This window comes from Longibacter salinarum (genome assembly GCF_002554795.1).
GTDB classification, from domain to species: domain Bacteria; phylum Bacteroidota; class Rhodothermia; order Rhodothermales; family Salinibacteraceae; genus Longibacter; species Longibacter salinarum.
Window position 1 is genome coordinate 98,555 of sequence record NZ_PDEQ01000003.1, and the last position, 13,816, is coordinate 112,370.

Genomic DNA, 13,816 nt, shown 5'->3' on the forward strand with positions numbered 1-13,816 from the left:
TCTTGCGGAACGGGCTGTATGACGATGTCTTGCCACTAAGGTAGCCGAAACAACGATGCCTACGGACTCCGAGCAGAGTACTCGATGGCCGCGGTTGACCCCTTCATCGCCCGCTGAGCCGGAGGTCGAGCCGGCTACACCGGATGTGGAGGTGCTCGAGAAGGAAGATGACGGCACCGGGACCGATCATCCGTGGAAGGTGATTCTCTTCAACGACGAAGTACACACGTTCGACGAGGTCATCGGCCAGCTGGTGAAAGCTACGGGATGCTCGAAGGGACGCGCGGAAAAGTTGGCCTGGACGGTTCATACACAGGGAAAAGCGAATGTGTATGAAGGTACGTTCGAAGAGTGCTTCGAGGTGCAGGCCGTCCTGAAGGAAATTCAACTCGTCACGGAGATCCGCGGGTAACGAACCCCCGCCCGTTCGCGGTCAGAGCCATTGCTGCGACATACGTCGGACCGGTAGAAGCTGGCGACTGCTAGCTCCTACCGGTCCGTTTTGTGTTTCGCTAACAAGCGGCGTTTCGCTACTTAGCGGCTGGGGTTACGCCTGACCCGGCTGCACCCGCTCGGTCCCGGCTGGGAGCCAGATCCAGTTGGGCAGCTTTGCCCGGACCCGCTCGGCGGCTCGATCGGCCGCGACGTAGGCGACGGGAATCAGAACGAGCGTCACGAGTGTCGATGCCGTCAGACCACCGATCACGACACGGGCGAGGGCCGCCTGAATTTCTGCACCTGATCCGATGCCAAGAGCGAGCGGTACGAGGCCCAGCACCGTCGTCAGCGTGGTCATGAGAATGGGGCGGAGGCGAAGACGTCCGGCCTCCGCGACGGCCTCGGTGAGCGGAAGACCGCGATCGCGACGCATCAGGTTGATGTAGTCGACCAGCACGATGGCGTTGTTCACCACGATGCCGATCAACATCACGAGACCCATCACGCTCTGGATGTTCACCGTCGTATTGGTTAGGACGAGCGTCGGAAGCACACCGATTAGAACGAGCGGAACGCTGAACATGACGACGAGCGGGTCGAGGAAGCGTTCAAACTGCCCGGCCATGACCATGTAGATCAGAATCAGTGCCATGATGATGGCAATCTGAAAGTCCGTTCGCGCTTTCTGTTGCTCGCGATACTCGCCACCAAACTGGATGGAAAACCCGTCGGGCATATCCATCTGGGCGAGGTTGCCGCGGGCTCGCTCCACCACTTCGCCGAGAACCGCTCCGGCTTCGAGTGTCGCGGAAATGTAGGTCACGCGCTGCCCGTTGATTCGGCGAATTTCGGTCGGGCCACGACCCCGCTGCGTGTCGATGAGGGAGGAAACGGGGATCGTTTGTCCGGTCGGCGTCTGGATCGACACATTGTCGAGATCCTGGACGGAGAGACGGTCCTCAGGGCGCAGGCGCACCGTGATAGGGAACTGATCGCCGCCCTCACGGAAGACCGCCGCGCGGCTTCCTCCAACGTTCGTCTGGATGGCCTGTGCAACCTGCTGCGTCGTCAGGCCGAGTGCGGAAATCTTGTCGCGGAGGAACCGGATGTTTTGCTCGGGCCGCCCCTCACGTCGGCCGGTGCGTGCGTTCGCAACGCCTTCGATCGTTTCGAGTCGACCTTTGATGCGCTCGCCAATCTGACGTGCCTGCTCGAGGTCGTAGCCCCTCAGCTCCACCTGCAGAGCCTCACTACCGCCCCCCGAACTGAAAATGCGTCGGAGAATCCAGAGGCCGGATTGCGCCTGCACCTGGACATCTGCTCCCGGGACCTGTCCTTCCACGGCCTCCCGAATACGCGATGCGAGCTCGTAGCTGTTTGTCGACCGCTCACCGGCTGGTTTTAGCTGAATCTCGACCTCTGCGCCCCATGGACGCACCTGCTTCACAAAGTGCTGCATCTCCTCGCGCGGCAGCACCGGCTCGACACGCTTCTCCAGCTGGTCCAAATATTCCATTACGACAGCGATATTGGTTCCCTCCGCCATCTCAAGGTCGACATCGATCTGGTTGGCCTCGGTCTGCGGCGCAAGTTCAACGGAAATCAGAGGCCACAGAGCGACTGCACCGACGAGTAGAACGCCCGTGATGCCGAAGACGACGGCGCGACGCTGAAGCGCGGTGCGAATGAGGTCGGAGTACTTGTTTTCCAGCTTGATGAACGCACGCTGGAACCACGACTTCTTGGATGCGCTGGACGCGGACTTTTCATCATCTGCGTCTGCTTCTTCTGTCGACGGAGCATCCGCAGATCGCGACGACGCAACCGTGTCGCCCGGGTCCACGGTGAGGAACCGGCTGGCCATCATCGGGACGAGCGTGAGGGCGACGACGAGGGAGCAAACCAGCGCAAACACGACGACGAGCGCGAGCGACTGGAAGAGTGCTGCCGTCGTGGTGCGGGCGAAAACGAGAGGGAGGAAGATGACCGACGTCGTGAGAGTCGAGGCGATAATTGCTCCTGCCACCTCACGTGTGCCGACCGACGCCGCTTCCTTCAGGGAAAGTCCTTCCTCTTCCCGCCTTCGAATGATGTTCTCTAAGACGACAATCGCGTTGTCGACGATGAGCCCCACCCCGAGCGCGAGCCCACCGAACGTCATCTGATTGAGCGTCAGATCATTGAAGTAAAGCAGCGCGAACGTCGCTATGATCGAAATGGGAATCGACAGCGCGATGATAAACGTCGTCGATCCGTTTCGCAGGAACAGGTAGAGAACGAGAATGGCGAGGAGCGAGCCCCAGATCGCCGAGTTCTGAACGTTATTGATCGACTTGCGGATGAACTCGCTCTGGTCACTCACGACCGTCAGATTGATGTCAGACCGCGTTGCGTTGACGCGGTCGACTTCCTCTCGGATCTCCTGGGCAACCGACACGGTGTTGGCTCCGCTTTGCTTCTGAATCTCCATGCGGAGCACGGGGATTCCACCGAGTTCTACGATGCGGTCCAGGTCTTCGAAGCCATCGACAACCTCGGCCACGTCCTGCACGCGGATCGGCATGCCCTCCCGACTTGCGATAACCGTCTGCCGGATTTCATCGAGGCTCTCGTATTCTCCCTGCGTGCGGACGTACAGATCGCCCAGACCCTCCTTGACGTTTCCACCGGGGAGCGCCACGTTCGACTGGCTGATCGCGTTCCGTACCTCGGCCGCGGAGAGCTTGTAGGCAGCGAGGCGATCCCGTTCCAGGTTAATACGGATCTCCCGGTAGATGCCACCGCGCACGTTGATCGTCCCGACGCCCGGAATCTGCTCAAACCGACGGCTGACGTCGCGATCGAGAAGACGGGTGAGCGACTCCAGGTCTCGGCTCGATTCCACGGCGATCGACACGATCTCCTGGCTGTTCGGGTCGAACTTCCAGATACCCGGCGGTTCGGCCTCGACCGGAAGGTCGTCTCGGATGCGGTCCAGAGAGGCGCGGACGTCGTTGGCTGCCGCATCGAGGTCCGTTCCCTGCGCGAACTCTAGGCTCACACGGGATGCGCCCTCCTCCGACCGGGACGTGATTTGTTCGACGTTCGGAACGCCGGAGACGGCATTCGCCACCGGGTCGGTGATGATCTTCTCCATTTCCTCCGGGCCTACATTGCCGTAGTTGGTGTAGACCGTGAGGCGAGGATATTCGATTTCCGGCAGGAGGTCGACCGGAAGGTAGCGGAAGCTGACGACGCCGATCACGATGACAACGAGGAAGGTCATCGCAGTCGCGACGGGACGGCGGATGGATGTATCGTAGAGCGCCATGGGGAGAGGTGGAAAGCGGTGAGCGGCAGGAACGGCGCGAGTCGATGCGCGACGCGGCGGGCGTTAATTCGATGTCAGCACAAGCTGCGACGAATCAGGCGCTGAAGGAGTGGCGGCCGGCATTGGGGAGCGGGCAGACGTGTCGGTCGAGTCGGGGGCGGAGTCGCCCTCGGTCGATGCTGTGTCGAACTTCTGTCGGGCCGCTTCCCGCTGTCGCTTCATGATTCGATTGAGGAGGTCCGTATCCTGAAGTCGCTGCAGAGCGATGAGGCGCGACCATGGCATTGCACGGACGCGGGCATCGACGCGCTCATCCGTGCTCGTACTCAGCAAGTTTTGTCCGACCGTAACCACCCAGTCGCCTGGCTCGATGCCGCGAACACCGGCGGTCTGCTGGCCTTCCGCGAGAATCTCTACTTGCTTAAAGGTTGTTGGCGTCGGGGCCGATAGAGCAGGAGGCTCGTCCTCATCGTAAGAGTCAGCGGACGGAATGGGGACTTCCGTGCCGAGCGTCGGCGCAACGAACACCCCGCGGGATCCGGTTGTCGGATCTTCATACAGGGCAGCGAGCGGGACGATTGTAGCGTCCTGGCTTTCCCCGTACAGCACGTCGACTTTGACAAACATGCCAGCGCGAAGGAGGCCGCCGTCATTCGGGACTTCGATCTCCGCTTCTGCGCTGAAGCTCTCGTTTGAGATGAACGGAGAGATGCGGGTGACTTCGGCTGAAATCAGTGTGTCGCCGAGAGATGGAGCGGTGATCTGTGCCGTCTGGCCCGGCTGGATTCGCCCGACCATGCGATCCGTAACGCCAACCTCCACGCGGACGGTGTTGAGATCACCCATGGTGTAAACGCGCGTATCCGGGCCGACGCGTTGCCCGACCTGAACATCGCGCTGGCCAACGGAGCCGCTAATTGGAGCGCGCACGACGGTACGGCGAAGATCAGCCTGGCGCTCTTCGAGTGTTGCCTCTGCTTGCTCGACCTGTCCGCGCGCTTGTTCAAGATCAGCCTCCGCTCCCAGAACTTGAGCGCGAAGCGATTCAAGTTGCTGTTCGCTCTGGAACTGGTTTTCCGCAAGGCGCTCAGCGCGTTTCAGTTGCGACTGGAGTTCATTCATGGTCGCTTCGGCCGACGTCGCGTTCGCACGGGCGATGCGCAGACTGGCCCTGGCCTGCTTGACACGCTGCTCGTATGTGTCCGATTCGAGACGGAGCAGGGCCTGTCCCCTCTCCACGCGGTCTCCGTTTTCTACATTCACGGAAACGACGCGACCGCTGATCTCCGGATAGATTTGAACCTGATTTCGGGCATACACCGTCCCGCTCATGCGTTCCCGGAGAGGGAGCGCGCCAAACCGCGCCTGGACGGCTTCTACGGATGGCGTTTTACCTTCTCGATCTCCGCCCCAGCGACCACCACGGGAACGCTCATCAGTATCGTCGGGCGAACCACATCCGCCGATTATGCTGGCGCCGAGGAGGAGGGCGGCGACGAGCCATGTAGAATTTCGTCCGGTGATCATCGAAAAGACCGAGGTCGGAAAGAGGTTTGGCGAATAAATGTGATGCGTCTAACGGCTATTCCATCGATCGGATTATGACGATGGTGTGTTGTGAAAGGAGCGGCACTCCGGTTGTTATAAACGGCTCCAGGACTCCCACGAGAGGGAGAGAGAGCTGTAGGTGTTTGTGGCTTCATTTCAGGAAAACGGCCTTTGACGCGCATAGGGGTGGAAACGGGTGTCTTGGGTAAGGCCGGTCGATACGGATCTCGATCGCATAAACTGGGGTGAAGGAAGCAAATCCAGCTGCACGTCGTAGGGAAAGATGCAACTGAACAGCCGCACATTTCCGGCGCATATCCGTATCATCACATGAATCGTCGTTTCTTTCGTCAGTCCTTCCGACACGAGTGGGGCGTCATCTTCGGCGCCTGGGGCCTTTTCCTCGCTCTTCTCATCGTGCGGTCCATGCTCGACGCCGACCGGTCGGAGCCGGTTTTCCAGTCCGGACAGGCGATGGCCTGGTTCTTCGAGTACTTCGCCTGGGCTTTGGTCACACCGGTCGTTTTCTGGTTGTGTCTCCACCTTGGGCGCAATGGACGATGGAAACCGTGGCAGCGTGTCGCGGCTCACTTCGTAGCAGGATTGACGGTGATCGTCCTGATGGATGTCTACACTGATCTACTCCGGCAGTATGTTTTCGAACTTCGGAATCCTGTGGATACGATCATGGCATCCCTGAAGAACTCCATGGACGATGTTCTGAGTCTCCGGGTTCTGTGGGAGTTTATGCTGTACGTGACGATTCTTTCGATCGGTTTTGCGCGGGCTTACTACATGCGCCTTCAGGATCGACGTTTGCAGGCGACGGAGCTACGGGCGGATTTGACGGAGGCTCGCCTCCAGGCCCTCCGAATGCAAATCAATCCGCACTTTCTGTTCAACACACTGAACGCAGTCGCGGGCCTCGTTGAGCGGGACCCGAAAGGCGTTCGTACGATGGTCGCTAGGCTAAGCGCTCTGCTTCGGCATACGCTCGACAGTTCAGGCCGGGATGAAGTGACGCTCTCCCGCGAAATGGATGTGCTCAGTGATTATCTGGCGATCATGCATGTCCGGTTCTCGGACCGTCTTCGAGTAAAGACCGATATCGACGACGATGTGCGTGCGGCGCTCGTCCCGGACCTCATCCTGCAGCCACTCGTCGAAAACGCCATCAAGCACGGAATCAGTCGTCGGGAAACGCCCGGAGAAGTGCGGATCTCGGCTCGACGGACCGGACCCTATCTCCGACTCACTGTTGAAGACGACGGGGATGGATCGGGAGATACGTTAATGGGCGATGGGATCCCGGATACATCGAGCGGGATCGGCCTAAAGAACGTACGCGAGCGTCTGGAGCGACTGTACGGCGAGGATCACCGGATCAGTCTTCGTCCGACAACCGCGGGTGGTCTTGCCGCGCAGATCTGGCTTCCGTTTCACGAGGAACCTGTGGAGGTGCCCGAAACGGGCGAACGTATTTTCGATTCGCTACCATCCGATTAGGCCGCTTTCAGCCGGTCGTCCGAATCAGCGCCACCGACCTTCTTGCCCGCACGTAGTATTCCCCACACGCACCCCATGTCATCCCAAAATCTCCGCGTCGTCATCGCCGACGACGAACGACCTGCGCGCCAGCGTCTTCTTGATCTGACCGACGAACGCGATGACGTCAATGTTGTAGCAACGTGTAGCACCGGCCGCGAAGCCGTTTCTGCAATCGAAGACCACGATCCGGATGTGGTTCTGCTTGACGTGCAGATGCCCGGCCTGACCGGGTTTGATGTCGTGCAAGCCGTCGGTGCAGAAGCAATGCCCCTGACGATCTTCATCACGGCCTACGATCAGCATGCGTTGAAGGCGTTCGACGTAGCAGCGATCGACTATCTGCTGAAGCCATTCGAGGATCAGCGTTTTCACGAAGCGCTGGATCGTGCTCGGAGGCACATCCATCTGGAAGCGGTGGACGCCGCGCGAGATCGACTTCTTGACCTACTCGATGCCACGGGGAAGCTGGCGGGAGAGGAGATGACGGAGATGTCCGGCACCGGTGAGCCAAGGCAAAGTGGTGACGGGTATCTGGAGCGTATTCCCGTTCGGAAGGCCAAAGAGATTCGCATTGTACCATCCGCCACCGTCGCGTACGTGAAGTCCGACGGCCCGTACGCAGAGCTCCATACGGCAGACGGATCGAAGCACCTCATTCGGGAGAGCATGAAGTCGCTGGAGCAGCAGCTCGATCCCTCGCAATTTTGCCGGATCCATCGGTCAACGATTATCAATCTCGACTTCGTCGAGTCGGTGGAGCCGAACTATAACGATCGATACGTCGTGCGCCTCGTAACCGGAGAGCGTCTGGATGTGAGTCGTCGTCGCCGGGATACATTCGAGGACCGTTTTGGTCTCTCGTTTTGAGTAGGCGTTTCGCTGGCCTCGCAACGACCGACATTCTGGCATCGACGCAGTGGATCGCTCGGTCCGTCTGCACTTATCTCGTCCATTTCTCAAAACACTTTTTTCCGTGTCCGACACGTATCTCACCATCGCTGGGCCGGCACGCGCCGAACTGAAGCGCGAGGGGTCGAAATTTATCGCGGAGGCGCAGCCCGTGACAAGCCGTGAGAATGCTGACGCGTGGTTTGCATCAGTGAGGGAGCGCGAGCACACGGCAACGCATCATTGCACGGCGTTCCGCGCCGGTCGAGAGGGCGATGTTTTTCACTACAACGACGACGGTGAGCCCAGCGGCACCGCGGGCCCCCCGATCCTTCGGCAGATTGATGGGCATGACCTGACGAACACGGCGGTCGTCGTGACGCGCTACTATGGTGGCACAAAGCTCGGCACGGGCGGACTCATTCGTGCCTATGGCGATGCGGCTAAGCGCGTCCTCGACGCGGCGGAAATCGTCGAGAAAGTGGTTCGGGTCCCCGTTCGGGTTCGGTTTGCGTACGAAGATACGTCGCCCGCGTCGCGCGTGCTGGATCAGTTCGATCTCGACATCGTGGATCGGGACTATTCCGATGTCACCGAGATCGTAGCGGGGGTTCGCGAGTCTGACGTCGACCGTTTCATTCAGGCGTTCGTCAACGGGCTCGGAGACCGCGGGACCGTCGTCTCGACAGGAATCGATGAGAAGCGAGACGAGGGTTGATTTGCTGGACGTGTGCGTTGAGCCCGGAATGCACCGGGGCCGTGGCGCCTCGAATGAGGCATAGACATAAAAAAGCCCGGTACTGCGTGTGCAGCACCGGGTGCAGAGACGACCCCGAGTCGGTGGGCGGGAGAGGGAGGAGGAACCGACCCGAGGCCTTAGAGTGGAGCTACGGGGATTCGAACCCCGGACCTCTTGCATGCCATGCAAGCGCTCTACCAACTGAGCTATAGCCCCATATGTCAACGCGACGGGCACGTCGGAGGCTGCAGCCTCGTCATCTCCCGTTGCGATTCCGATATACTTTAACGTTCGTACCACGTTCCGTCTCGCGATTAACCTTTGCAGACTCTCCACGTTGCTGTGGCTGGCCGTCCTGACATCGCTTTTTCGATCTGAGGTCACCGGTTCGAATGGCGAAAACAGACGTGGAAGATTTGTGTGATTGCAAAAACATCGCTTCCAACGCGCGGCTCCGCCTTTACACTGTCCACCGACGGAAGTAGACTACGTACGCTCATTCTTCTGCTCGTTATTCCGTTTCGCGTGACATGCAAATCGCCCTCGTAGGTACCGGGCAAATGGGACAGGCTGTCGATGCTCTCGCAGAGAGCCAGGGTCACCAGGTGGTGGACCGTTTTGACGGAGATCGCCCCCTCGTTTCCACCGATCCAGACCACATCACGGCGGATGTTGCCATCGATTTCTCGCTGCCGAAGGTCGCGCTGGACCATCTCCGGTGGTACTGCGAAAACGGTCTTCCGGCTGTCGTCGGTACGACAGGTTGGTACGACGATCTGCCCCGCGTGCGCAACTGGGTCGAGGAGAATGGCGCATCCGTTCTGTACGCGCCGAACTTCTCGATTGGAGTCGCCGTGCTACGTCGCGCGGTGCAATCGGTGGGTCCGCTTCTCAATCGGCTCCCGGACTATGATGCGTTCGTGCACGAAATGCATCACACCAAGAAGGTCGATAGTCCCAGCGGCACCGCGCAGATGCTGGGCGAGCTTTTGATTGAACAGCTCGATCGTAAGACCCACGTCGACGGTGAGGCACAGCACGATCAGATTGACGCATCGGCGTTGCACGTAAGCTCGACGCGAGCTGGATCTGTCTTTGGCGAGCACACGGTTGGGTTCGATAGTCCATACGACCGGATCTCCCTCGAACACCGGGCGAAGAGTCGTCACGGGTTTGCCTTCGGCGCGTTGCAGGCAGCGGATTGGCTTCAGGGACGATCCGGCTTATTCACGCTTGACGACGTTCTCGACGACTGGATCGGCGAGCTAAACTGATCTCCGATTTGCGAACATTCCATTTCACTTCTTCCCATCATCGACTGGTAGCGCTTTTATGTCTGAGATGCTTTTCCGCGGAGTTGCTCCTGCACTTGTCACGCCATTTACAGCGGCCGATGAGCTGGATCTCGACGCCTTCAAACGGCTGATCGACGCGCAAATCGAAGGCGGGGTGTCGGGCCTCGTCGTTTTGGGTACGACAGGAGAGAACCCGACCATTACGCACGAGGAACGCCGCACGCTGGTGGAGACGGCGGTCGAGCAGACGGCCGGACGTGTGCCCGTCATCATCGGAACGGGGACGAACAATACAAAAGAAAGCATCACGTTCTCGCAAGAGGCAATGGAGGCGGGCGCCGACGGACTCCTCGTCGTCGGACCGTACTACAACAAGCCGTCTCAGGCGGGTTTCTCGGCCCACGTCAAAGCGATCGCAGAGGCGACACACGCCCCGATCATTATCTACAACGTGCCGGGACGAACGAGCTTCAACATCAGTGCCGAGACCACGCTGGCTCTCGCGCAATCCATCGAGGAGGTCGTCGGCGTGAAAGAAGCGTCCGGCGATCTCGCGCAGATCAGCGACATCCTCGCGGGCCGTCCCGATGGATTTGCCGTCTATGCAGGAGACGACGAAATGTCGCTGCCGATCTGTGCTCTCGGAGGGGACGGTTGCGTTTCCGTGATCAGCAACGCAGAGCCCGAGGCGTTCTGTTCGTTGGTCGATGCGTCGCTGGAGGACGACATCGAGGCGGCTCGACGTCAGCACCTCAACTTGCTACCTGCGATGCGAGCCTGTTTCTACGAGACGAATCCCGTTCCGGTGAAGGCTGTATTGGCGGCCGACGGGATGATGACGCCGCATGTACGTCTTCCCCTGACAGCCGCCGGCGAAAGCAGCGAGGTGTATCGGCGCATTATGACTGCGTTCGGCCGGAACTGACGTCTGGATGCGCGCGCCGGATAGATAAAGAGCGATTATCCGAACAGGTTTAGGAGACCTGCGATGCAGGCGGTGTACAGGGCTGAGCCGAACCACAGGCTGAGCACCAGAAAGTCGTTCGCGGTATCCGTCTGCAGAGCGAGAAACGCGATTAGAAGGCCGTTGTGAACCAGTGCGATCACCAGCCCGCCCATGAATGCTTGGGTGGGCTGAATAGTTATGGTGTCTCGCTCATCGACAGCGAAGAAGCCGAGCAGGAACCCGATGACCGTTTTTACGAACGCGTGGATGCCCCATGTGCCGTAGATTGCATCGAGCACTAATCCGAGACTGAACCCAGCGATGGCGCCTTGCCGCCGGCTCGTTCGAAGTGAGAACCAGGCGATGAAGAGGAGGACGACATCAGGATAGGCGCCCCAGACCGTGAGGCGTCCAAGAACGAGCCATTGTGTGAGGACAGTTGCTGCACCGAAGAGGAGGTGACGAACGCGGGTGGGCACAGAGGGTCGTCGGGGAAAAGAAGGAGGCGAAGAGCGAAAAGGGGCGGAGGCTGGAGGTCTACTTCAGCGTCACCGCGCGGACCACGTCATCAATGGTTCGGGTGATCTGATAGGATGGTCCCGTGTAGTTGTTTGCAAAAATCGAAAATGCGATCGGCGTCCCGTCTGGTCGCAGCGCATAGCCGCTCAAGGCTCGGACGTATCTCAGCGAGCCGGTTTTGGCAAACACTGGAGCTCGACGCAGGCGATGCTCGAGGGTCGTGTTGTTCTCGCCAGCGCCGGCTAGAGATGACCGGAAGACATCGCGTGCACTGTGATCGTTCATGTGACGAAGCAACTGAACCATCGCGCCCGGGGTCGCAAGGTCCTTCCGCGACAGTCCGGATCCGTCATAGACGCGCACCAGGTCGGTATCGATGTCGGCCCGCCGGAGGAACGCGTCCGTTCGACGCGAGGCGCCCCGCGTGGAGCCGCCCCACCCATACGTACGGAAGACCTGCTCGGCGTAAAAGTTATTGCTCTGCTTGTTGATCACCGCGACAATCTCAGACAGCGGTGGCGACAGATGGACGAAGAGCGCTTCGGCGTTGGGGGCGCGATCATCGAGATCGTCGATGTCGTGAACGGTCAGAGCGGTTTCGATCCCCGCGTCGCGAAGGTACGTGACGAAGCTGTTCAGTGCAAACGTCGTCGGGTTGCTCACTGGAACGCTGACCGTGCCGCGATACGACCGCGCGACGGAGCCGGTCATGACGAGTTTGTTGCTGTCGAAGAGCCGGTCCACCTGGAGCGTGCTCCCGCGCCACCGCCGGCTGGTCAGCGACTCGTTCTGTAGGCTGACCGCGCCGTCCGGGCGGATTCGGACGTTTGGTCGAGCGCCAGGGCGTGATGCCGCAATGCGTACGGACACGACATTATCTTTGTAGGACAGCCCGCCAGCGCTCGTCCCCATGTAGCGGCCCGCCTGCTTCGTGATATAGTCGACGTCCCATCCTTCGGGGTACGGACGGTCATCGAACCGATTGTCGTCTCCGATCAGGCGGCCCTCGATGCGTTTCACGCCCATGTTGGCGAGTCGCTCGGCCCACGCCCGCAGTGGATCCTCACCGCGTACCTCGGACGAACCGAACGTTGGATCTCCCGAGCCATCCAGAATCAGGTCGCCGCGCATCACATTTCCCTCCGTTTCCCCCGAGAACCGGAGCGCAGTTTCGTAACGATACGTTGGCCCGAGCACATCGAGAGCCGTTGCCGTGGTAATAATTTTCTGGTTCGAGGCAGGCAGAAACGCATGGCCTGCGTTTCGCTGATAGATAGGGTCGCCCGTCTTGAGGTTGATCACAGAAATTCCCCAGAACGCGCGGTCGGCCTGCCACCGCTCGAGAAGTTGATCGATTTCTGCGGCGAGTGGGCCGGGAGGCGAGGCAGGCACGGGAGATGGTGTCGGCGCGGGGGATGCGTCTGCTGCCGCTAGCGCTGATGGTGCTGGTGCAGATTGAGCATCCGGCGCGATCGTTGGGAAAAGAGTGCTAAAGCGTGCGTCGATTGATCCGGAGGACCAGACGACGGCTGTGCCGAGAAGAAGCATGAGCACGAGACCGATCACTGTCGTGCGAACGGTTCGGGAGAGACGAGGCATATGGGACATAAGGTCGAGCAGTGCAGCGTAGAAACAGCGCGAGCGGGCGTCGGGAGGTGGACGCTGGGGACGGGAGAATCGGAACCTTGCGTTAGGGCTCCGGTTTCGGGCACCGTCTTTTCAGCCGGCCAGTCCAGGTCGGTGTAAGACGATAGCGGCTCCTTCTCCGGGAGGAGCAAGAACCGTACTTTCTCGCCAGGCGAAACGATCCGCCGCATCCTCTTGATGAGGCCGTGCCGGCTGCTGCGATCGCCTTAGCTCTGGAGGGGCCGGTAGATATCGACCGGCTGCGTCTTATCCCGTGTACATTCAGTGATGCCATCCTCATGCCGCAATCCCGTACCCGTCGTCCGACGTCACTCGTTTTTGAAAAACGGAATTATGCGCTGCTGGCGATCGGGGTCGCACTCATCGCTATCGGCTTTGCCCTGATGCGGTTGGAGAATGAGTTTCTCGGGACGATCTCGCTCTACGTCGCTCCGCTGATGATTATTGCGGGGTATGCGGAAGTGATCTACGCCATTCTGTGGCGCAGTGACGAGTCCAAAGAGCAGATCCGAAAAGCCCGTGAGGCGCAAGTCCGAGCGGAGCGCGAAGCCGAGGAGAAGAAAACGAAGACCGACGCGAAGGTCTCCGTTTAGAGCAGCACGCAGAACGATGCCCCGGTGCCGTTCCCGTGTTTGGCGAATGTCCGAGGTGTCAGGCGAGAGTGGAGACAAAAATAGAAAAAGCGTCCTGACGGATCCGCTTCGTGCGGGCGACGTCAAGGACGCTTTTCTCGTACAACCGGGTGGCGTGGTACCACACCGGCGGCAGGTTATACGTTGTCGGAATGACAATGTCGGAGTGACCTAGCCATGCCGACTCAGCTGCCTTGATCTGGGCACAAAAACGTTTCCACGTTATACGTTCACAACCTGTTTGGCGGATGGATCGCGAAAACGTGAGCGCCGTCTTTTATGGTGATTCGCAGGCCTGAAATCGGG

General features: G+C 59.8%; 11 protein-coding genes and 1 tRNA gene. 7 read left to right on the forward strand and 5 right to left on the reverse strand.

The window, feature by feature from the left end; genetic code table 11:
* Nucleotides 1–55: 55 nt before the first annotated feature.
* Complete coding sequence (locus tag CRI94_RS06775; protein WP_098074933.1) at nt 56–412, forward strand: ATP-dependent Clp protease adaptor ClpS; 357 nt, start codon at nt 56–58, stop codon at nt 410–412.
* A 135-nt stretch (nt 413–547) separates the two neighbouring features.
* Here CRI94_RS06775 and CRI94_RS06780 read toward each other — a convergent pair whose 3' ends face one another.
* Entirely contained in the window at nt 548–3,748 is a 3,201-nt protein-coding gene (locus CRI94_RS06780; protein WP_098074934.1) for an efflux RND transporter permease subunit, read from the reverse strand.
* Nucleotides 3,749–3,811: 63 nt separating this feature from the next.
* On the reverse strand, nt 3,812–5,275 hold the full coding sequence (locus tag CRI94_RS06785; protein WP_098074935.1) for an efflux RND transporter periplasmic adaptor subunit: 1,464 nt from the start codon (nt 5,273–5,275) through the stop codon (nt 3,812–3,814).
* A gap of 351 nt (nt 5,276–5,626) precedes the next feature.
* Here CRI94_RS06785 and CRI94_RS06790 point away from each other — a divergent pair, with 351 nt between their 5' ends.
* From CRI94_RS06790 to CRI94_RS06800, 3 genes are all read left to right on the forward strand, one after another.
* Nucleotides 5,627–6,802, forward strand: coding sequence for a sensor histidine kinase (locus CRI94_RS06790; protein WP_098074936.1), 1,176 nt, complete (start codon nt 5,627–5,629; stop codon nt 6,800–6,802).
* A gap of 75 nt (nt 6,803–6,877) precedes the next feature.
* Nucleotides 6,878–7,711: a LytR/AlgR family response regulator transcription factor gene (locus CRI94_RS06795; RefSeq protein ID WP_098074937.1), complete on the forward strand. Its 834-nt coding sequence runs from the start codon at nt 6,878–6,880 to the stop codon at nt 7,709–7,711.
* A gap of 106 nt (nt 7,712–7,817) precedes the next feature.
* A complete protein-coding gene (locus tag CRI94_RS06800) occupies nt 7,818–8,450 on the forward strand; it encodes an IMPACT family protein (protein ID WP_098075233.1) in 633 nt (210 codons plus the stop codon).
* Nucleotides 8,451–8,614: 164 nt separating this feature from the next.
* On the opposite strand, the gene CRI94_RS06805 is transcribed toward CRI94_RS06800, so the two are convergent.
* Nucleotides 8,615–8,687, reverse strand: a tRNA-Ala gene (locus CRI94_RS06805).
* Between the two features lie 314 nt (nt 8,688–9,001).
* Here CRI94_RS06805 and dapB point away from each other — a divergent pair.
* Both dapB and dapA read left to right on the forward strand, forming a co-directional pair.
* Nucleotides 9,002–9,745 (forward strand): 4-hydroxy-tetrahydrodipicolinate reductase, encoded by a 744-nt coding sequence (gene dapB / locus CRI94_RS06810; protein ID WP_098074938.1) that lies wholly within the window; start codon nt 9,002–9,004, stop codon nt 9,743–9,745.
* A gap of 58 nt (nt 9,746–9,803) precedes the next feature.
* Nucleotides 9,804–10,691, forward strand: a complete 888-nt coding sequence (gene dapA, locus CRI94_RS06815) for a 4-hydroxy-tetrahydrodipicolinate synthase (RefSeq protein WP_098074939.1) — start codon at nt 9,804–9,806, stop codon at nt 10,689–10,691.
* A 35-nt stretch (nt 10,692–10,726) separates the two neighbouring features.
* Here the strand turns inward: dapA and mreD are convergent, their stop codons facing one another.
* Nucleotides 10,727–11,191, reverse strand: a complete 465-nt coding sequence (mreD, locus tag CRI94_RS06820) for a rod shape-determining protein MreD (protein WP_098074940.1) — start codon at nt 11,189–11,191, stop codon at nt 10,727–10,729.
* Between the two features lie 58 nt (nt 11,192–11,249).
* A complete protein-coding gene (gene dacB, locus CRI94_RS06825) occupies nt 11,250–12,830 on the reverse strand; it encodes a D-alanyl-D-alanine carboxypeptidase/D-alanyl-D-alanine endopeptidase (protein ID WP_245846102.1) in 1,581 nt (526 codons plus the stop codon).
* Between the two features lie 326 nt (nt 12,831–13,156).
* Between dacB and CRI94_RS06830 the strand changes: the two genes are divergently transcribed.
* Nucleotides 13,157–13,471, forward strand: a complete 315-nt coding sequence (locus CRI94_RS06830) for a DUF3098 domain-containing protein (RefSeq protein ID WP_098075235.1) — start codon at nt 13,157–13,159, stop codon at nt 13,469–13,471.
* Nucleotides 13,472–13,816: the final 345 nt, after the last annotated feature.